The following is a 20600-nucleotide window of genomic DNA, read 5'->3' as shown; positions in this document are numbered from 1 at the left end:
CGGTCGAACGGCCGTTTTGGCGCGTTGCTTGAAGGAGTGCTCGATAAAATGGCGAATGAAAACTGGCCCGTTTACGGTGAAATCACCGGCCCTGTCGTGATGATCGGCTTTGGTTCGATCGGACGGGGAACGCTGCCTCTGATCGAGCGCCATTTCAAATTCGACAAGTCGCGCATGACGGTCATCGACCCGCTCGACACCGACCGCAAGCTGCTCGACGAGCGCGGCATCGCCTTCGTGCAGGAGCACGTGACCGAGAAAAACTACAAGAAACTGCTGACGCCGCTTTTGACCAATGGTGGCGGCCAGGGCTTTTGCATCAATCTGTCGGTCGATACCGGCTCGGTCGACCTGATGCGGCTCTGCCGCAAGCTCGGCGTGCTCTACATCGACACCGTCGTCGAGCCGTGGCTCGGCTTCTATTTCGACGCCAAGGCCGACAATGCCAGCCGCACCAACTACGCGCTGCGCGAAGCCTTGATCAAGGAGAAGCACGACAAGCCCGGCGGCGCTACCGCGGTTTCGACCTGTGGCGCCAATCCGGGCATGGTCTCGTGGTTCGTCAAGCAGGCGCTGCTGAACCTTGCCGGCGACCTCGGCCTCGAGTTTTCCGAACCCGCGCAGGACGACCGTGACGGCTGGGCGAAGCTGATGAAGAAGGCCGGCGTCAAGGGCATCCACATCGCCGAGCGCGACACCCAGCGCACCAAGAAGCCGAAGCCGATGAACGTGTTCTGGAACACCTGGTCGGTCGAAGGTTTCATCTCGGAAGGGCTGCAGCCGGCCGAGCTCGGCTGGGGCACGCATGAGAGATGGATGCCGAAGAACGGCAAGGAGCACAAGCATGGCTCCAAGGCTGCGATCTATCTCGAACAGCCCGGCGCCAACACCCGCGTGCGCTCCTGGTGCCCGACGCCGGGCGCGCAATACGGTTTCCTGGTGACGCATAATGAGGCGATCTCGATCGCCGACTTCTTCACCGTGCGCGGTAAGAAGGGCAAGGTCCAATACCGCCCGACCTGCCACTATGCCTATCACCCCTGCAACGACGCCGTGTTGTCACTCCACGAAATGTTCGGCGCTGCCGGCAAGCCGCAGCCGGTCCACCATGTGCTCGACGAAAACGAGCTGGTCGACGGCGTCGACGAGCTTGGCGTGCTGCTCTACGGCCATGCCAAGAACGCCTACTGGTACGGTTCGCAGCTGTCGCTGGCCGAAGCCCGCAAGCTGGCGCCCTACCAGAACGCTACCGGCATGCAGGTCACCTCGGCCGTGCTCGCCGGCATGGTCTGGGCGCTGGAAAACCCGGAAGCCGGCATCGTCGAGGCCGACGAGATGGACTACAAGCGCTGCCTGGAAGTGCAGTCCCAGTATCTCGGACCGGTCAAGGGCTACTACACCGACTGGACGCCGCTCGATAACCGTCCGGGCCTGTTTCCCGAAGACCTCGACAAAAGCGACCCGTGGCAATTCCGCAACATCCTCGTTCGATAGCGGTTCCATACCCCTGCCTCACTGCCTTGCAATCGCCCGGAAATCGGGCGATTGAAGGGATGCGGACGAGAGCAGTGTGCATCCATTTGGACGCACGAGGGACGGCTCTGGAAACTTGAGGCCACGCACATCGTGTTCCCCAAAACGTCGTTTGACGATTGGGCCGATGCGTCAGGAGAGGATTTGATATGACGATTGCGCGCAAAATTCTTTCTGCGGGCGCGGCGGGCGTTCTTGCGACGATGCTTGCCGCCTGCACCACCGGCGGCTCCGACGGGCCACCGATCTCATCGCAGGCGCGAGGCGTCGAAGGCTCATGGCTGAACGCCGAAGGCAAGGCGGTCTCGACATTGAACGGCGGCGTCTTCACCACCGTTTCGGCGGAGACCGGTGAGAAATTCGCTGACGGCAGCTACACCAAGACCGGCGCCACCTCGGTCGAGATCAACGGAACCTCGCTGATCCGGCAGCAGCCAATCGCTTTCAACTGCCTGCTGGTGTCCATAAACCAGCTGAATTGCACCAGCTCCGCCGGGCAGAACTTCGTGCTGACCAGGCGCGGCTGAACCTTTCCCATGCGGCTTTGCGGATGGCGGCGCCGCGATGCCGCCGCCTCTTTTATGCCGGCAAACCGATGCCGGTTATCCGCCCTGATTCTTCTTGCATCGCCACAACCGCGATGTGAACATACCCGAAATGCTGGCTGTTATCCTGCAGTCGGGCAAGAGCGTTAAACGCCTTTGATCATATCCGGGAGACGAAGATGAAGAAGCTCGCCGCCATTGCCGCCCTCTCTGCCTCGACACTCGGCCTGTCGGCCGCACCATCCTTTGCCGACTACACGTTGAACATCCTGCATTTCAACGATTGGCACAGCCGCATCGAAGGCAACAACAAATACGAGTCGACCTGCTCGGCCGAGGAAGAGACCAAGGGTGAGTGCATCGGCGGCGCCGGCCGGCTGGTCACCGCGATCGCACAGGAGCGCAAGAAGCTCGAAGGCCAGAACGTGCTGCTGCTCAATGCCGGCGACAGCTTTCAGGGATCGCTGTTCTACATCACCTACAAGGGCACGGCGGAGGAGGAATTCCTCAATCAGATCAAGCCCGACGCGGTGACGCTCGGCAACCACGAATTCGACGATGGCGAGAGCGCGCTGGTGCCTTATCTCGACAAGGCGAAGTTCCCGATCGTCAGCGCCAATGTCGTGCCCAACGACAAGTCCGGCGCCGCAGGCAAGATCAAGCCGTCGATTGTGCTTGAGGTCGGCGGCCAGAAGATCGGCATTGTCGGCGCCGTGACCAACGACACGCCGGAACTCGCCTCTCCCGGCCCCAACATCACCATCGCCGACGACGTCAAGTCGATCACCGCCGAGGTCGAGAAGCTGAAGGCGCAAGGCGTCAACAAGATCATTGCCGTCACCCATATCGGCTACAGGCGCGAGCGCGATGTCATCGCCAAGATCCCGGGCATCGATGTGGTGGTCGGCGGCCACAGCCATTCGCTTCTGTCCAACACCGACCCGAAGGCTGAAGGCCCCTACCCGACGATGGTCGACAACCCCGACGGCTCCAAGGTGCCTGTGGTGCAGGCCGCGTCCTATTCGAAATATCTCGGCGAATTCAAGGTCGTGTTCGACGACAATGGCAACGTCAAGGAAGCCAGCGGCGACCCGATCTTCCTCGACAAGTCGATCACTCCCGATCCGGCCGTTCTTGCCCGCATCAAGGAGCTTGGCGCGCCGATCGAGGCGCTGAAGAACAAGGAAGTGGCCGAGACCACCGAGGCCATCGACGGCAGCCGCGAAAGCTGCCGCACCAAGGAATGCGCGATGGGCAACCTCGTCTCCGACGCCATCCTCGACCGCGTCAAGGGACAGGGCGTCGAGATCGTCGTCTCGAATGGCGGCGGCCTGCGTGCTTCGATCGACAAGGGCACCGTCACCATGGGCGAGGTGCTGACCGTGCTGCCGTTCCAGAACACGCTGGCGACCTTCCAGATTTCCGGCAAGGATCTGGTTGCCGGGCTGGAAAACGGCGTCAGCCAGGTCGAGGACGGCGGCGGCCGCTTCCCGCAGGTGGCAGGTCTCAAATACTCCTTCGACAAGTCGGTCGCGCCCAATGCCGGCCGAGTCAAGTCGGTCGAGGTGATGCAGAACGGTGCCTGGGCGCCGATCAATCCGGACAAGGACTATCTGGTCGCCACCAACAATTACGTCCGCCAGGGCGGCGACGGCTACAAGGTCTTCGCCGAGAAGGCCAAGAACGCCTATGATTACGGCCCGGGCCTCGAACAGGTGGTCGCCGACTATCTCGCCGCGCACCGGCCCTATACGCCCAAGCTCGACGGCCGCATCACCGAGGTTGCCGCAACCGTAGCGGCTGCCCCGGCCGCCGAGCCGGCAAAACCAGCCGAACCGGCACCTGCTCCAGCGGAACCGGCAAAACCGGCCGAGGCTGCACCGGCGGAGCCGGCGATGCCCGCATTGCCGGCAGGCTCCGGCGACATCACCACCACGCCGCCGACTGTCCCGGCGGAAACCGCCCCGGCAACGCCGGCTCCGGCCGAACCGGCAAAACCGGCCGAAGCCGCACCTGCTCCGGCAAAGCCGGCTGACGCCGCCCCGGCCGAAGCCAGCCATGTCATCGTCGCTGGCGATACCTATTGGGATCTCGCCAAAAAGGCCTATGGCGACGGCGCCAAGTGGAAGGTGATCTCCGAGGCCAACAAAGGCTACGAACCACGCCGGCTTCCTGTCGGCGCGACCTTGACCATTCCGGCGAAGTAACCTCGCTTCGCACTTGCGACCAGCAAAACGCGTCCGGGTAACCGGACGGGTTTTTGGCTTTCAAGGTAAGGTGCGGCCAGACGCAGCATTGAAAACTCGCGCCGCATCGCTAGTTTCGCCCGACATCGTCGGTTTTCGCGGTGTCGGGAGACCTTCATGACGCTTTCCACGCCTGTCGACCCCAAAGCCGCGAAAGCGCTCGACCCGCTACCGGCCGGACATCCGCCGGTAAAGGCAGGCAAGATCGGCGTCATGTTGGTCAATCTCGGCACGCCGGACGGCACCGATTTCAAGCCGATGTGGCGCTATCTCCGCGAATTCCTGTCCGATCCGCGGGTCATCGAGCTCAACAAGGCGATCTGGTATCCGATCCTCTACGGCTTGGTGCTGACCACGAGACCGAACAAGTCCGGCGCCAATTACGCCAGGATATGGAACCGCGAGAGGAACGAGTCGCCGCTGCGCACCTACACCCGGGCGCAGGGCGAAAAGCTGGCCGCAGCGCTCATCGACCTACCCGATGTCGTGGTCGACTGGGCGATGCGCTACGGCAACCCCTCGACCGCGAGCGTCGCGCAAAGGCTGGTCGAGCAAGGCTGCGACCGCATCCTGTCGTTCCCACTCTACCCGCAATACTCCGCGACCACCACCGCGACCGCCAACGACCAGCTGTTTCGCGCCTTGATGAAGATGCGCCGCGCGCCTGCCGTGCGCAGTGTTCCGCCCTACTATGACGAGCCGGTCTACATCGAGGCGCTCGCCCATTCGATCGAACGGCATCTGGCAACGCTAGACTTCGAGCCCGAGGTGGTCATCACCTCCTATCACGGCATCCCGAAGCCCTATTTCGAGAAGGGCGATCCCTATCACTGCCACTGCCAGAAGACGACACGGCTGTTGCGTGAACGACTGGGGTGGGATGAAAAGAAGCTGATCATCACCTTCCAGTCGCGCTTCGGCGCCCAGGAATGGCTGCAGCCCTACACCGACAAGACGGTCGAGAAACTGGCGAAGGACGGCGTGAAATCGATCGCCATCGTCAACCCAGGCTTTTCCGTCGACTGCATCGAGACGCTGGACGAAATCGGCCGCGAGGCGGCCGAGACCTTCCATCACGCCGGCGGCGAGAAATTCGCCCACATCCCGTGCCTCAACGACAGTGCAGAAGGCATGGCGGTGATCGAGGCGATGGTGCGGCGCGAGCTGTCGGGCTGGGTCTGAGGCCGCCACGTTGCGGCGATCGATCGCCGCAGTTGCGCTATTCCATGCACTAATAATCAACGATCACCTGATTGTAACATTATTGAAACACACCTAAGTGTTTGGTGAAGTCGGTTGCATGGAATCAACGCCATGGCCGGCATCTGAGGGAGATTCAAATGGACTTCAGTGGTTTCGGTATTGCGATTGGTGCGCTTGCCTTTCTGGTATTGGTGCTTCTTATCAAAGGCATCCGGACAATCCCGCAAGGCTATAATTATACGGTGGAGCGCTTTGGTCGTTACACCAAAACACTAAGCCCCGGCCTCAACCTCATCGTGCCGTTCGTCGACCGAATCGGCGCCAAGATGAACATGATGGAGCAGGTGCTCGACGTTCCGAGCCAGGAAATCATCACGCGCGACAACGCCATTGTCGGCGTCGACGGCATCGCCTTCTACCAGATCCTCAATGCGGCGCAGGCCGCCTACCAGGTCGCCGGCCTGGAGAACGCCATTCTCAATTTGACGATGACCAACATCCGTACCGTCATGGGCTCGATGGACCTCGACGAATTGCTGTCGAACCGCGACGCCATCAACGAGCGCCTGCTGCGCGTCGTCGACGAAGCGGCGCATCCGTGGGGCATCAAGATCACCCGCGTCGAGATCAAGGACATCAATCCGCCGGCCAACCTCATCGAATCGATGGGTCGTCAGATGACGGCTGAACGTAACAAGCGTGCGCAGATCCTCGCCGCCGAAGGCCTCAAGCAGTCGCAGATCCTTGAGGCCGAAGGCCGCAAGGAAGCCGCCTTCCGCGACGCCGAGGCACGCGAACGCTCGGCCGAGGCCGAAGCGCGAGCCACCCAGGTTGTATCGGAAGCCATCTCCAAGGGCGACGTGCAGGCACTCAACTACTTCGTGGCGCTCAAATACACCGAAGCGATGGGCAAGATCGGTACCGCCAACAACAGCAAGGTCGTGCTGATGCCGATGGAAGCCTCGGCGCTGATCGGCACGCTCGGCGGCATAAGCGAGATCGCCAGGGAGGTGTTCCGCAGCGAAGGCACCGCCGGCCCCGCCAGGCAGGCCGCCCGCCCTCCGGTGGTTCGCCCAGGCGAGAATTGAGGCTAGCTGAGAACTGAGATCATAGGAGCGCACTCCCATGTTCGACCGCATCATTTCCGAACTTGGTCCGTGGAACTGGATGGTTCTGGGCTTCGTCCTCCTGGTGATGGAGGTCATCGCGCCAGGAATATTCATGCTGTGGATCGGCATCGCCGCATTGGTGATCGGTGTGATTTCCCTGCTCGTCTGGGACGCAAGCTTCTGGGCCTGGGAAGTCCAGGTCCTCGCCTTCCTGGCCCTGTCGCTGGTCTCGGCCTTTGCCGGAAAGAAGCTGGTTGGTGGGCGTAATACCCCTAGCGACCAGCCGCTGCTCAACCGGCGCGGCGCGCAGTTGGTCGGCAGGATGGCAACGCTGGCCGAGCCGATCAAGGACGGTCGCGGCCGCATCAAACTCGGCGACACACTGTGGCGCGTCTCCGGTCCCGACCTGCCGGCCGGCACGCAGGTGCGCGTCGTCAGTTCGGCCGACACCGATCTGGAACTGACCGTCGAGGCAGTTTGACATTTCGAAAGCGCATGGCGCTTTCGATCCGGAAAAATCAGGCCGCGTCGCCTAGGGCTTCCCGAACGCGACGCGTCCTTTGATTTTTTCAGGCGGCGCCGATGCGCAGCAGGTCGTGCAGATGAACCAGTCCCACGAGCCGCCTGCCTTCGACCACCATCAGGCTCGTAATGGCCGAATTGTTGATAATCTGCAGCGCCGTCGCCACCAGCGTGTCCGGTGTGGCCGTCTTCGGCTTTTTCGTCATCACCTGATCGACGCTCATTTCCATGAGATTGCTGCCGATGTGACGCCTGATGTCGCCATCGGTGATGATGCCCACCAACGCGCCATCCGCCGTCGCGATCGCCACGCAGCCGAAGCCCTTGTTCGACAATTCGAGGATCGCCTCGCGCATGCCCGTGCCGGAAGACACCAGCGGCAGCCTGTCGCCGACATGCATGATCTCGTGGATCTGCGTGAGGTTGGCGCCGAGCTGGCCGCCGGGGTGGAACGTGCGGAAATGGTCGGGCGTGAAGCCGCGCGCTTCGAGCAGCGCTATGGCCAGCGCATCGCCGACCACCAGTTGCAGCAGGGTCGATGTCGTCGGCGCCAGACCGTGCGGGCAGGCTTCCGGCGCGGACGGCAGGAGCACCACCACGTCGGCCGCGCGCGCCAGCGCCGAGGCCGCGCCCGCGGTAATCGCAATCAGCGGGATCGAGAAGCGCCTGGAATAGGCGACGATGCCCATCAACTCTTTGCTCTCGCCGGACCATGACATGGCAATGATGGCATCGTCTCTGGCGATCATGCCAAGGTCGCCATGATTGGCCTCCGCCGGATGGACGAAGAAGGCAGGCGTGCCGGTCGAAGCCAGACTAGCCGCGATCTTAGTGCCGATATGGCCGCTTTTGCCGACGCCGGTGACTATGACGCGGCCATTGATGCGCGACACCATGTCGACGGCGCGGGCGAAAGGTTCGGCCAGTTCGTTCTCCAGCGCGGCGGCCAATGCCGCCACGCCGGCCTGTTCCGTGGCTACCGTTCTCAGCGCCGAGGCGACCGAAGCCTCCAAAGGCTTCTTTTCTGGGGATCCCGCATGCATGGCTGATGCGATTAGCGCTTTGCCGTTCGCCTGTCCAACAGAATTGCCGTCCAGCCATGTCGTACAGGCACACCTTCAACCCTCCGTTAACCATCCCCGTTTACGGTTCGGTAAGTATGGCGCGCTTGCGCCGCGCAAGCAGTGGTGACGATGTCGCGGGCCCAGCCTCAAGAGAAAAAAGGTCGAACGGGCAGAGCCTTTTGCGCTCTGCTTCTGGCGACGAGCGTGCTCGCTTTGCTGCGGCCAACTGCGCTTCATGCCCAGGAGACCGAGCTGCGCGGCGAGGTTTCGGAATCGGCGATCCTGTCCGACCAGCAGCGCCGGGCCAGGCAATTGAGCAAGGCCAACACGCAGGTCAAGCCCGCCCCTGCCGACACCGCCCCCACGGGAAACACGCCAACCGCTTATGTGCCGGCCAGCGATGGCGCCTTGCCTGACGACACCGACCCGTCACAGGCCGGCGCAAACAGCATTTTCGACCCGCCGGCGACCATCGACGATTCGTTCGCCGACAAGCCGCCAACTGTCCAGCCACGCCGTCCGTCGACGGCAAAGCAACGCGCCGCCGCGGATGCAGACAAGGCCAAGGACAAAACCAAGGCCGCCGACAAGAAGAAGCCTGGCAAAGCCACGGACCAGACCACCACCGCCGCGACTCCGGACGGCACTGCGGCAGGCGACGGCGATCAGGACACAGCCAACCGCCGTGTCCTCACCGTCGACGGCGTCGACCGACACCCTGGAGCCGAACGCACCGACGCCATCGAGGGCCAGAAGAAGAAGCTCGAGGACGACCCGTACGCGGCAACCGGCATCAAGGTCGGCTCGTTCCTGCTGCGGCCGACGCTCGAGCAGGGCGTTGCCGTCACGTCGAACGCCGATTCCAGCGCTGGCGGCAAGTCGGCGGTGCTGTCCGAAACGGCGCTGCGTTTCTCCGCCGCCTCCGATTGGCGCGAGAATTCGGCGGTCATCGACGGCTACGGCAATTTCCGCAACACCATTTCGGGCCAGAAGATCAATGAGGCACGCGGCCGTATCCAAGGCACGTACAATGTCGACCTCGACAACGAACTGCGCGCCATCGCCAAGCTCGGCTACGAGATTGCGCCGGAATCGGCCTCCGCGCCCGACGCCATTGCCGGCGTCAAATCGCAGCCGATCCGCCAGACGGTCGACGGCAGCCTCGGCGTCGAGAAGGACGTCGGCAAGATGCGCTTTGCGCTGACCGGCGCCGTCTCCCACGACATCTATGGCGATGCCGAACTTACCGATGGCACCTCGTTGTCGCAGAAGGACCAGGACAACACGCTCTACACCGCAACGTTGCGGACCGGCTATGAAATTTCCCCGGCTCTGACGCCCTTTGCCGAGATTGAGCTCGGCCGCCGGGTATATGACCAACGGATCGACAACAAGGGCTTCGAGCGCTCCTCGACCCGGCTTGGCGCACGCGCCGGTATCGAAGTCGACATGGGCGAGAAGCTCAAGGGTGAGTTCTCGGCCGGCTGGCTGAGGGAGGCGATCGACGACAAGAACCTGGAGGCGATTTCGGGAGCCACCATCAATGCCGACCTCAAATGGTCGCCCGAGCGCGGTACCATCATCGGCCTCACCGGGCAAACCACGGTCGAAGGCACAACGAATGCCGGTGAGAGCGGCGACATCCTCTATTCCGGCCGCCTCACCGGCGAGCGGCAGATCCGCGCCGACCTGACCGGCAACGCAGCCCTTGGGCTCGACTGGCGCAATTACACCGGCTCCGACGGCCATGACATGACGCTAAGTGCAGAGGCCGGGCTGACCTGGTGGCTGAACCGTTACGTCGGTCTCACCAGCCGCGCCCGCACCGAAAAGCTGACCAGCAATCTGCCCGGGCGCAACTACACCGCCAACAGCATCTATTTGGGGCTGAAGCTGCAGCGGTAGCTAAAAAGCAGCGCCGCGACGCTCGGACGGCTTCATCTCATCGAGCAGCGTGCGGATGACGCCGGCCATGTTCTCGTTCATGTCGCTGCGCCACAGCGCGAAGGCGACATTGGCCTCGACGAAGCCTTCCGGCGAGCCGCAATCGAAGGTGCGGCCCTGAAAGTGGTAGCCAAAGAAGGGCTGCTGCTTTTCCAGCTTCAGCATCGCGTCGGTGAGCTGGATCTCGTTGCCGGCGCCCTTTTCCTGGCTTTCGAGGATCTTGAAAATCTCGGGCTGCAGGATGTAGCGGCCGTTGATGTAGAGATTGGACGGCGCGGTGCCGGTCTTCGGCTTTTCGACCATCTCGGTGATGCGGAAGCCGTGATGCGTGTCCTCGCCGCGGCCGACAATGCCATATTTGTGGGTCTCGGCCGGATCGCATTCCTGTACGGCGATGATGTTGTTGCCCGTCTCCTCGTAGAGCTCGACCATGGCCTTCGTGCAGCTCTTCTCCGACTGCATGATCATGTCGGGCAGCAACAGCGCGAAGGGTTCATCGCCGACCAGTTCGCGGGCGCACCAGACGGCGTGGCCGAGCCCCATCGGCACCTGCTGGCGGGTGAACGAGGTCTGCCCCGGCGCCGGCTGCAGCCGCTGCAAGCGGGCCAGCTGATCGTCCTTGCCGCGCTGTGCCAGCGTATCATAGAGCTCGAACTGGATATCGAAATGGTCTTCTATGACCGCCTTGTTGCGGCCGGTGACGAAGATGAAATGTTCGATGCCGGCCTCGCGCGCCTCATCGACGACATACTGGATGACCGGCCGGTCGACGACGGTCAGCATCTCCTTGGGAATGGCCTTGGTGGCCGGGAGAAACCGTGTGCCGAGACCGGCGACCGGGAAAACTGCCTTGCGAACTCGCTTCATGCGTCAATTATCCGTTTGAGGGCGTGCCCGGCAATCCCGCCTCGCGACATTTTCGCGCCGGAATTGTGGATTATCGGGCCATTGAGGGAAACATCAACCGGTAAAGCATCCAGGTGTCTTTTCGTTCCAGGCGCCGCCTATGGTAAACCAATTGCTAACCCGGTTCGGCGATGAATGGTCTTTCCTGAGATAGAGAAAGGGGAAAATATGTCCGTTCGCAGTGCCGCAAAACTCTTTACCAGCGTGCTGACGGCGGCCAGCCTCTCGCTCGCCTTGCTGATGCCGGCCGGACCGGCCTTCGCCGATGCCGGTTTTCGGCAATGGGTCGCCGGCTTCCGCGCCACGGCCGTGGCGGGCGGCGTTTCCGGCGGGGTCTACGACCGAGCGTTCCGGGGCATCAATGAGCCCGACCCGGTGGTGCTGGAAAAGGCACGCACCCAGCCCGAATTCACCGCACCTGCCTGGGACTATTTCGACAACCGCGTCCACGACCAGTCCGTTGCCGTCGGCCAGCAGATGGCCAAAAAATGGAAGCCGTGGCTGGAACGGATCGAGGCGAGGTTCGGCGTCGACCGCTACATCCTGCTCGCCATCTGGTCGATGGAATCGAATTATGGCGAGATCCTCAAGCGCGACGACATCATGCGCAATGTCATCCGCTCGCTGGCAACCCTCGCCTATGGCGACCCGAAGCGTTCGAAATTCGCCCGCACCCAATTGGTCGCCGCGCTGAAAATCCTGCAGACCGGCGACATCGACGAAAGCCACCTGATGGGCTCCTGGGCCGGCGCCATGGGCCAGACCCAGTTCATCCCGACCAGCTACCAGCATTATGCCGTCGACATGGACGGCAACGGCAAGCGCGACATCTGGAATTCGATCCCCGATGCGTTGGCGACATCAGCCAATCTGCTGAAGAAGAATGGCTGGCAGGGCGGCAAGACCTGGGGCTACGAGGTCACCATTCCGGCGGGCAAACTGCCGGCCGGCTCGAAGACATTGGCGCAGTGGCAGGCGCTCGGCGTCGCCAGGGCCAATGGCAAGCCGTTCAAGAACGCAACCGACAAGGCGACGCTGAAAGTGCCGGACGGCCGCGGCGGACCGGCCTTCCTGATGATCAAGAACTTCTCCGTCATCAAGGCCTACAACAACGCCGACAAATATGCCCTGGCCGTCGGCCTTCTTGCCGACGAAATCGCCGGCTCTAATGGTCTGGTGCAGGACTGGAAGCGGCCTTTCACCAAACTGTCCTTCGAGGAAAGGCAGGAGTTGCAGAAGCGGCTTTCGCAGCACGGACTTTACGACGGCAAGTTCGACGGCAAGATCGGTGACGGCACAAAAACCGCCATCATGACCTATCAGGCAACGGTCGGCTTGACCCAGGACGGGTATCCGAGCATGGAAGTGCTCAAATGGCTCAGAAAGAAATAGAGCCGGCGACGGCAGCGCGCATCTGTGACGCGCAAGGGATGCCGTAGCATCGGTCTGTGCATGATCCCCTGCGAGGGCCATGCACCAAGGGATGGAGAGGGTGCTTGGTTTCGGCAACGCGTATCCGTGTGATCGTTTCCGCTTGCCGATCCTCGTTCTGGCCATCGTTGTCCTGGCGACGGGACTCGCCGGCAGTTTCCACACACCGGCTTTGGCGCAGGAACAACCGCAGAACCGCGGCTGGTCGCTGCGCGACCTTCTGTTCCCGCGCCGCAGCGAACGCATCGAGCCGCCGCTCGACGTCCGCAAGGCAAAGCCGAAGGTCAAGAAGAAGCCCCGTGCACCCATTGAACCTTCCGCTCCGATTGTCGAGAAGACACCGGATGCCCGCGTCGTTCTGGTGATCGGCGATTTCATGGCCAACGGCCTGGCCGAGGGCCTCGAAACAGCCTTTGCCGACAATGCCAACGTCAGGATCGTCGAGCGCGCCAACGGTTCTTCGGGTTTCGTGCGCGATGATGTCTACAATTGGCCCGAACAGGTCAAATCGCTGGTCGAGACCGAAAAACCCTCCGTGGTCGTCGTCATGCTCGGCTCCAACGACCGCCAGCAGATGCGCGTCAACGATGTGCGCGAGCAGCCGCGCTCCGAGAACTGGACCAAGGAATACGAACGCCGGACCGAAGCCTTGGGAAAGGCACTGGCGGCGACCAAGGTGCCTTATCTGTGGGTCGGCATGCCAGCCTTCAAGACGCCGAAGATGACCTCCGACATGCTGGCATTCAACGACATCTACCACTCGGCAGCCGAGAAGAACGGCGGCGAATTCGTCGATGTCTGGGATGGGTTCGTCGACGAGAACGGCGCCTTTGTCTCGACCGGCCCCGACATTAACGGCCAGGCCGTGCGGCTGCGCTCCGACGACGGCATCAACGTCTCGAAAGCCGGCAAGCGAAAGCTCGCCTTCTACACCGAAAAGCCGCTGGCCAAGATCCTCGGCCTGGCAGCGCCGGGAAGCGTGGTGACGGCTGCCGCGCCGGCCGGCGCCCCGGTCGAGGCGCCGTCGCTGCCCGCCGCCCCGATCGTGGTCGACCGCACCGTTCCAATGCTGCTCAACGATCCGGCGCTCGACGGCGGGACCGAGCTTCTCGGTGCGGCGGCGGCGCCGAAAGCCAATCCGGATCTGCCCGGCGAAAAACTAATCCTCGAAGGCAAGGCGCCCGAGGCCTCGCCCGGCCGCGCCGACGACTTCTCCTGGCCGCCCAAGGCCGCTGCCGCGACGGATACGACGACGGCGATCAACCGTTAACGGGGGAGTACCGTCGACCCCATCAGCGCTTCATCGATCGAGCGCGCGGCCTGGCGGCCTTCGCGGATCGCCCACACAACCAGCGACTGGCCGCGGCGCACATCTCCTGCGGCGTAGAGCTTGTCGACGCTGGTCTTGTAGTCGCGATCGTTGGCTTCGACATTGCGGGAACGGCGGCTGTCGGTGGTGATTTTCATCTCACCGTCCAGCTCTTTCGCGACGCCGGCGGCAGCCGGTCCGGCAAAGCCGATGGCGATGAAGGCGAGGTCTGCACGGATGACGAATTCGGTGCCGGCGATCGGCTTGCGCTTCTCGTCGACTTCGCAGCATTTGACGCCGGTCAGTTGGCCGTCCTCGCCGATGAATTCGAGCGTCGCCACCTGGAATTCGCGCTCCGCACCTTCGGCCTGTGAGGACGAGGTGCGCATCTTGGTCGCCCAGTAAGGCCAGACCGAAAGCTTGTCTTCCTTCTCCGGCGGCTGCGGGCGGATGTCGAGCTGGGTGACGCGCACCGCGCCCTGGCGGAAGGCGGTGCCGACGCAGTCGGACGCGGTATCGCCGCCGCCGACGACGACGACATGCTGGCCGCCGGCGATGATCGGATGCGACGGCCAGGCCACCGACTGGATCGGCTCGCCGCCGACGCGACGGTTCTGCTGCACCAGATAGGGCATGGCGTCATAGACGCCGCCGAGATCGTCGCCCGGAATGTTGGCCGGACGCGGCGATTCCGAACCGCCGCAATAGAGCACCGCATCGTATCCGGCGAGCAACTCTGCCACCGGCTTGTCGACGCCGACATTGACGCCGCAATGGAAGGTCACGCCCTCGCCCTGCATCTGCTCGATGCGGCGGTCGATATAGTGCTTCTCGATCTTGAAGTCGGGAATGCCGTAGCGCATCAGCCCGCCGGGACGGCTCTCACGCTCATAAACGCTGACCTCGTGGCCGGCGCGGCCAAGCTGCTGCGCCGCCGCCATCCCTGCCGGGCCGGAGCCGATGACAGCGACCCGCTTGCCCGTCTTCTTCTCTGGCGGATAAGGCCGGATATGGCCGGTTTCATAAGCCTTGTCGGCGATTGCCTGTTCGACAGTCTTGATGGCAACCGGAATGTCCTCGAGGTTCAGCGTGCAGGCTTCCTCGCAGGGCGCGGGGCAGATGCGGCCGGTGAACTCGGGGAAATTGTTGGTCGAATGCAGGTTGCGGATCGCATTGTCCCAGTCGCCATTGTAGACGAGGTCGTTCCAGTCCGGGATCTGGTTGTGGATCGGGCAACCGGTCGGCCCGTGGCAGAACGGGATGCCGCAATCCATGCAGCGCGCCGCCTGTTTCTCGACCTCCTTGTCCGACATCGGCAGCGTGAATTCACGAAAATGCCGGATGCGGTCGGAGGCCGGCTGGTACTTGTGCACCTGCCGGTCGATTTCGAGAAAGCCTGTTACCTTGCCCATAGTCCAGTTCCTGCTGTCCAGATGGTGCGGTTTTCGCACCCGTTAACCCCTTGAGGCAGCCGTGGCAACCTTGCATCCGAGGTCAAACTGTCGCTGAAAGTTCCGCCGGGAAGCCTGCGCCTCCCGGCAAGTCGAAAAACCTATTCCGCCGCCACGCCCATGCGCATGCGTTCCATCTCGATCAGCGCGCGGCGGTATTCGACCGGCATGATCTTGCGGAATTTCGGCCGGAAGGTCGTCCAGTCGTCGAGTATCTCGCGGCCGCGTACCGAACCGGTGAAATGGACGTGGTTCGAGATAAGCTGGTAAAGCCGTTCCTCGTCATGGGTGGTCATGTCGCCCGAGACGTCGACGCGACCCTTGTGGTCGAGGTCACCGCCATGATGCAGCAGCCTTTCCATCAGATCGTCTTCTTCCGGAACCGGCTCCAGCTCGACCATCGCCATGTTGCAGCGCGCGGCGAAATCGCCGGCCTCATCCAGAACATAGGCCACGCCGCCCGACATGCCGGCAGCGAAGTTGCGACCGGTCTGGCCGATGACGACGACGATGCCGCCGGTCATGTATTCGCAGCCATGATCGCCGACGCCTTCAACGACGGCGGCGACGCCCGAATTGCGCACCGCGAAGCGCTCGCCGGCGACACCTGCGAAATAGGCCTCGCCCTCGGTCGCGCCATAGAGGACGGTGTTGCCGACGATGATCGATTCCGCCGCGACGATCCTGGACTCCTCCGGCGGCCGGATGACGATGCGTCCGCCCGACAGGCCCTTGCCGACATAGTCGTTGGCCGCACCGACGAGATCGAACGAGATGCCGCGCGCCAGGAAGGCGCCGAACGACTGGCCGGCGGTGCCGGTCAGCTTCACCTGGATCGTGTCCTCGCGCAGGCCCTTGTGCCTGAAGCGCTTGGCGACTTCGCCCGACAGCATGGCGCCCGTGGAGCGATCGACATTGCGGATGTCGACCTCGATCTTGACCGGCTGCTTGCTTTCGAGCGCGGGCTTCGCCAGTTCGATTAGCTTGCGATCGAGTACATCGTCGATCGGGTGTTTCTGCCGTTCGGTCCAGTGCACCGCCACATGCGGCGCGTCCGGCTTGAAGAACATCTTGCCGAAATCGAGCCCACGCGCCTTCCAATGCTGGATCATCTCGCGCTTTTCCAGCAGGTCGCTGTCGCCGATGATCTGGTCGATATGGGTGTAGCCCATCTCGGCCAGCAGCCCCCTCACCTCTTCCGCAACATAGAAGAAGAAGTTGATGACATGCTCGGGCGTGCCCTTGAAACGCTTGCGCAGAACCGGGTCCTGCGTCGCGACGCCGACCGGGCAGGTGTTCAAGTGGCACTTGCGCATCATGATGCAGCCGGCCGCGATCAGCGGCGCGGTCGAGAAGCCGAACTCGTCGGCGCCGAGCAGCGCACCGATGATGACGTCGCGCCCCGTGCGCAAGCCGCCATCGACCTGCAGTGCAACGCGCGAGCGCAGCCCGTTCAGCACCAGCGTCTGGTGCGTCTCGGCAAGGCCCATTTCCCATGGACTGCCGGCATGCTTGAGCGAGGTCAGCGGCGACGCGCCGGTGCCGCCATCATAGCCGGAGATGGTGATGTGGTCGGCGCGCGCCTTGGCGACGCCCGCCGCGACCGTGCCGACACCGACTTCCGACACCAGCTTTACCGAGACATCGGCCGCCGGGTTGACGTTCTTCAGATCGTAGATCAGCTGCGCCAGATCCTCGATCGAATAGATGTCGTGATGCGGCGGCGGCGAGATCAGGCCGACGCCAGGCGTCGAGTGCCGGACCTTGGCGATGGTGGCGTCGACCTTGTGGCCGGGCAGCTGGCCGCCCTCACCGGGCTTGGCGCCCTGCGCGACCTTGATCTGCATGACATCGGAATTGACGAGATACTCGGCGGTGACGCCAAACCGCCCCGAGGCGACCTGCTTGATCGCCGAACGTTCGGGGTTCTTGCTGCCGCCGGGCAGCGGCAGATAGCGGTCGGCCTCTTCGCCGCCCTCGCCGGTGTTCGACTTGCCGCCGATCTGGTTCATGGCGCGCGCCAGCGTCGTGTGTGCCTCGCGCGAGATCGAGCCGAACGACATCGCCCCGGTCGAGAAGCGCTTGACGATATCGGCCGCCGACATCACGTCCTCTATCGCCACCTTCTTGCGGCCGGTCTCTTCCGCAAGCTTGATCCTGAACAGGCCGCGTATGGTCTGGGCACGGGCCGTCTCGCTGTTGATCTGCGCGGAATACTCCTTGAACGTCTCCCACGAGCCCTGACGCACGGCGTGCTGCAAGGTGGCGACGGCGTCGGGCGACCACATATGGGCTTCGCCGCGCATGCGGTACATGTACTCGCCGCCGACCTCGAGGCTGTTGCGCAGCACCGGATCGTTGCCGAAACCGTCGGTGTGGCGGCTGAGCGTCTCGGCCGCGACCTCGTCCAGGCCGACACCTTCGATCAGCGTCGCTGTGCCGGTGAAGTACTTCTCGACGAAATCCGACTTCAGCCCGATGGCGTCGAATATCTGCGCGCCGCAATAGGACTGATAGGTGGAGATGCCCATCTTCGACATCACCTTGAGGATGCCCTTGCCGATCGACTTGATGTAGCGCGAGACCACCTCGTAGGCGTCAACCTCAGCCGGCAGTTCGCCACGCTTGTGCATGTCGAGCAGCGTATCGAAGGCAAGGTAGGGGTTGATCGCCTCGGCGCCGTAGCCGGCGAGACAGCAGAAATGATGCACTTCGCGCGGCTCGCCGGATTCCACGACCAGGCCGACCGCGGTGCGCAGACCCTTGCGGATCAGATGGTGGTGCACGGCAGCCGTCGCCAGCAGTGCCGGAATGGCGATACGGTCGGGACCGACCTGGCGGTCGGACAGGATGATGATGTTATAGCCGCCGGCGACAGCGGCTTCCGCCCGCTCGCACAGACGTTCGACCGCGCCCTGCATGCCGGCAGCGCCCTCGCTCGACCCGTAGGTGACGTCGATGGTCTTGGTGTCGAAACGGTCCTCGGTGTGGCCGATCGAGCGGATCTTTTCCAGATCGCCATTGGTCAGGATCGGCTGGCGCACTTCGAGCCGCTTGCGGCGCGAATTGCCGACCAGGTCGAAGATGTTCGGCCGCGGCCCGATGAACGACACCAGGCTCATCACCAGCTCCTCGCGGATCGGGTCGATCGGCGGGTTGGTGACCTGGGCGAAATTCTGTTTGAAATAGGTGTAGAGCAGCTTCGACTTGTCCGACATCGCCGAGATCGGCGTGTCGGTGCCCATCGAACCCACGGCTTCCTGGCCGGTGGTCGCCATCGGCGACATCAACAGCTTGGTGTCTTCCTGCGTGTAGCCGAAAGCCTGCTGGCGATCGAGCAGGCTGACATCCTTGCGCAGCGCGCGCGGCTCGACCGGCTTCAGATCCTCGAGGATCAGCTGCGTGTTGTTGAGCCAAGTCTTGTAGGGATGCCTGGTGGCGATCTCCGACTTGATCTCCTCGTCGGAAATGATGCGGCCCTTGGCGAGGTCGATCAAAAGCATGCGGCCGGGCTGCAGCCGCCACTTCTTGACGATCCTCTCCTCCGGCACCGGCAGCACGCCGGCCTCTGACGCCATGATGACGCGGTCGTCGTCGGTGACGATGTAGCGCGCCGGCCGCAGCCCGTTGCGGTCGAGCGTGGCGCCGATCTGGCGGCCGTCGGTGAAGGCGACCGCGGCCGGCCCGTCCCACGGCTCCATAAGCGCTGCATGGTATTCGTAGAAAGCCTTGCGATCGGCATCCATCAGCTTGTTGCCGGCCCAGGCTTCCGGGATCAGCATCATCATGGCGTGGCTGAGGCTGTAGCCGCCCTGGAACAGGAATTCGAGCGCATTGTCGAAGCACGCCGTGTCGGACTGGCCGTCATAGGAGATCGGCCACAGCTTGGAGATGTTGTTGCCGAACAGTTCGGAATCGACCGAGGCCTGGCGCGCCGCCATCCAGTTGTTGTTGCCGCGCACCGTGTTGATCTCGCCATTATGCGCGACCATGCGGTAGGGGTGCGCGAGCTTCCATGACGGGAAGGTGTTGGTCGAGAAGCGCTGGTGGACGAGGATCAGCGCGGTCTCGAAACGCGGATCCGACAAATCCTTGTAATAGGCGCCGACCTGGTAGGCCAGGAACATGCCCTTGTAGACGATGGTACGCGCCGATAGCGACACACAGTAGGCGCCGATATCCTTGTTGTTGTTCTCGGCGTAGATGCGGCCGGAAATCACCTTGCGCAGCAGGTACAGCCTGGCCTCGTATTCCTCGTCATCTGGAATGTCCGATGTGCGGCCGATGAAGACCTGGCGATGGAACGGTTCGGAGGCCGCAATATCGGGCGCCTTCGACAGCGATGAATTGTCGACCGGCACGTCGCGAAAGCCGAGCAGCGGCAGCCCTTCTGACTGCGCCGATTCGGCGATGATCTCTTCGATATGGGCGCGCAGTGCCGCATCCTGCGGCATGAACCAGTGGCCGACGCCGTATTGGCCTGCCGCCGGCAGTTCGACGCCCTGGGCCGCCATCTCTTCGCGGAAGAAATGATCGGGAATCTGCACCAGCACGCCGGCGCCGTCGCCCATCAGCGGATCGGCGCCGACAGCGCCGCGATGCGTCAGGTTTTCGAGCACGAAGAGCCCGTCCTTGACGATCTGGTGCGACTTCACGTTCTTCATGTTGACGATGAAGCCGACGCCGCACGCGTCATGCTCGTTGCGCGGATCGTAGAGACCCTGCGCGGCCATGCCATTGGTGGTCAGGCCGTTGGTGGTCTGGCCTTCTTTGGTCAGAACGGTATTTTTAACGGCTGCCGCTTTCGTCTGCGCGGCCTGGCCGATAATCGCAGATGGCGTCAGTTCCGTCATCGTCCTGTCCTCCGTTCCGGCCCCTTGCACGTCTAGCATTTGGGGCGCTGGTCTACCTTGGGAAGCGACTGGCTTCCGCTCTCATCTTGCGGCACGTCTTTTCGAAATCCTTGGCGGACCGTGCGGTGCACCGCCGGTTCGTATCCGGTATCGTACAGGCCACAGCCGAGCCGTCTACCCGTCGCTCGCGGCAACGGCCGGAGTGGCCCAAATGATACGCCAATCCAGCCTGACTTGTGCGACAAAATAAGACAGCACTACTGTCCTAAATTTTTATGTCAGAAATCCTGGGCGTACACAAGACCGATTCACCAAATTCTTGGACGTTTGGCGACAGAAAATTACGTCGGGCGCTGTCGAAACGAAATTTCGGTCCCGGCACTCCTTCGTGATCGCCTTTGGCTTTACCGCTTTTTCAGCCCTTGGCCCTTGCGCGTCAAACCCCGAAACGGCCATGGTCGCGCTCTTGTCGCAACCAGACTTT

General features: G+C 62.9%; 12 protein-coding genes and 1 pseudogene. 9 read left to right on the top strand and 4 right to left on the bottom strand.

Annotated elements, in window-relative coordinates:
* Positions 1-48 precede the first annotated feature (48 nt).
* From NKL06_RS22875 to NKL06_RS22850, 6 genes are all read left to right on the top strand, one after another.
* Positions 49-1494: a homospermidine synthase gene (locus NKL06_RS22875; RefSeq protein ID WP_023691759.1), complete on the top strand. Its 1446-nt coding sequence runs from the start codon at positions 49-51 to the stop codon at positions 1492-1494.
* A gap of 188 nt (positions 1495-1682) precedes the next feature.
* Positions 1683-2060 carry an Omp10 family outer membrane lipoprotein gene (locus tag NKL06_RS22870; protein ID WP_023671949.1) on the top strand — a complete coding sequence of 126 codons (378 nt, stop codon included), beginning with the start codon at positions 1683-1685 and terminating at the stop codon, positions 2058-2060.
* 197 nt (positions 2061-2257) lie between these two features.
* Complete coding sequence (locus NKL06_RS22865; protein ID WP_023691760.1) at positions 2258-4285, top strand: bifunctional metallophosphatase/5'-nucleotidase; 2028 nt, start codon at positions 2258-2260, stop codon at positions 4283-4285.
* A 156-nt stretch (positions 4286-4441) separates the two neighbouring features.
* Positions 4442-5506 carry a ferrochelatase gene (hemH, locus tag NKL06_RS22860; protein WP_023683248.1) on the top strand — a complete coding sequence of 355 codons (1065 nt, stop codon included), beginning with the start codon at positions 4442-4444 and terminating at the stop codon, positions 5504-5506.
* 158 nt (positions 5507-5664) lie between these two features.
* The gene (locus tag NKL06_RS22855) at positions 5665-6615 is read left to right on the top strand and encodes an SPFH domain-containing protein (RefSeq protein ID WP_023691761.1); all 951 of its coding nucleotides are present in this window, start codon (positions 5665-5667) and stop codon (positions 6613-6615) included.
* Between the two features lie 37 nt (positions 6616-6652).
* Positions 6653-7117, top strand: a complete 465-nt coding sequence (locus tag NKL06_RS22850; protein ID WP_023671953.1) for an NfeD family protein — start codon at positions 6653-6655, stop codon at positions 7115-7117.
* Between the two features lie 88 nt (positions 7118-7205).
* Here NKL06_RS22850 and NKL06_RS22845 read toward each other — a convergent pair whose 3' ends face one another.
* Complete coding sequence (locus NKL06_RS22845; RefSeq protein ID WP_023686410.1) at positions 7206-8201, bottom strand: KpsF/GutQ family sugar-phosphate isomerase; 996 nt, start codon at positions 8199-8201, stop codon at positions 7206-7208.
* 150 nt (positions 8202-8351) lie between these two features.
* Here NKL06_RS22845 and NKL06_RS22840 point away from each other — a divergent pair, with 150 nt between their 5' ends.
* A complete protein-coding gene (locus tag NKL06_RS22840; protein ID WP_031207847.1) occupies positions 8352-10127 on the top strand; it encodes an outer membrane beta-barrel protein in 1776 nt (591 codons plus the stop codon).
* Here NKL06_RS22840 and galU read toward each other — a convergent pair whose 3' ends face one another.
* Complete coding sequence (gene galU, locus NKL06_RS22835; protein ID WP_023671956.1) at positions 10128-11033, bottom strand: UTP--glucose-1-phosphate uridylyltransferase GalU; 906 nt, start codon at positions 11031-11033, stop codon at positions 10128-10130. It lies immediately after the preceding gene.
* 207 nt (positions 11034-11240) lie between these two features.
* On the opposite strand from galU, the gene NKL06_RS22830 reads away from it, so the two are divergent.
* On the top strand, positions 11241-12464 hold the full coding sequence (locus tag NKL06_RS22830; protein WP_023691763.1) for a lytic murein transglycosylase: 1224 nt from the start codon (positions 11241-11243) through the stop codon (positions 12462-12464).
* Between the two features lie 104 nt (positions 12465-12568).
* Positions 12569-13773: pseudogene (locus NKL06_RS22825) on the top strand (SGNH/GDSL hydrolase family protein).
* On the opposite strand, the gene NKL06_RS22820 reads toward NKL06_RS22825, so the two are convergent.
* Together NKL06_RS22820 and gltB are read right to left on the bottom strand one after the other, a co-directional pair.
* The gene (locus tag NKL06_RS22820) at positions 13770-15224 is read right to left on the bottom strand and encodes a glutamate synthase subunit beta (RefSeq protein ID WP_023671207.1); all 1455 of its coding nucleotides are present in this window, start codon (positions 15222-15224) and stop codon (positions 13770-13772) included. The pseudogene NKL06_RS22825 and the gene NKL06_RS22820 overlap by 4 nt on opposite strands.
* A 140-nt stretch (positions 15225-15364) precedes the next feature.
* Positions 15365-20116 (bottom strand): glutamate synthase large subunit, encoded by a 4752-nt coding sequence (gene gltB, locus NKL06_RS22815; protein ID WP_023691765.1) that lies wholly within the window; start codon positions 20114-20116, stop codon positions 15365-15367.
* Between the last annotated feature and the right edge of the window lie 484 nt (positions 20117-20600).

This window comes from Mesorhizobium sp. C268A, assembly GCF_040324475.1.
Taxonomy (GTDB): Bacteria; Pseudomonadota; Alphaproteobacteria; order Rhizobiales; family Rhizobiaceae; genus Mesorhizobium.
Note: the sequence above shows the minus strand (reverse complement) of the source record. Positions and strands in the feature narration are given on the sequence as shown.

Coding starts and splice junctions, on each gene's coding strand:
- gltB (WP_023691765.1), bottom strand. CDS start 20,116: ATGACGGAACTGACGCCATCTGCGATTATCGGCCAGGCCGCGCAGACG.
- hemH (WP_023683248.1), top strand. CDS start 4,442: ATGACGCTTTCCACGCCTGTCGACCCCAAAGCCGCGAAAGCGCTCGAC.
- galU (WP_023671956.1), bottom strand. CDS start 11,033: ATGAAGCGAGTTCGCAAGGCAGTTTTCCCGGTCGCCGGTCTCGGCACA.
- NKL06_RS22870 (WP_023671949.1), top strand. CDS start 1,683: ATGACGATTGCGCGCAAAATTCTTTCTGCGGGCGCGGCGGGCGTTCTT.
- NKL06_RS22855 (WP_023691761.1), top strand. CDS start 5,665: ATGGACTTCAGTGGTTTCGGTATTGCGATTGGTGCGCTTGCCTTTCTG.
- NKL06_RS22875 (WP_023691759.1), top strand. CDS start 49: ATGGCGAATGAAAACTGGCCCGTTTACGGTGAAATCACCGGCCCTGTC.
- NKL06_RS22850 (WP_023671953.1), top strand. CDS start 6,653: ATGTTCGACCGCATCATTTCCGAACTTGGTCCGTGGAACTGGATGGTT.
- NKL06_RS22830 (WP_023691763.1), top strand. CDS start 11,241: ATGTCCGTTCGCAGTGCCGCAAAACTCTTTACCAGCGTGCTGACGGCG.
- NKL06_RS22845 (WP_023686410.1), bottom strand. CDS start 8,201: ATGCATGCGGGATCCCCAGAAAAGAAGCCTTTGGAGGCTTCGGTCGCC.
- NKL06_RS22820 (WP_023671207.1), bottom strand. CDS start 15,224: ATGGGCAAGGTAACAGGCTTTCTCGAAATCGACCGGCAGGTGCACAAG.
- NKL06_RS22865 (WP_023691760.1), top strand. CDS start 2,258: ATGAAGAAGCTCGCCGCCATTGCCGCCCTCTCTGCCTCGACACTCGGC.
- NKL06_RS22840 (WP_031207847.1), top strand. CDS start 8,352: ATGTCGCGGGCCCAGCCTCAAGAGAAAAAAGGTCGAACGGGCAGAGCC.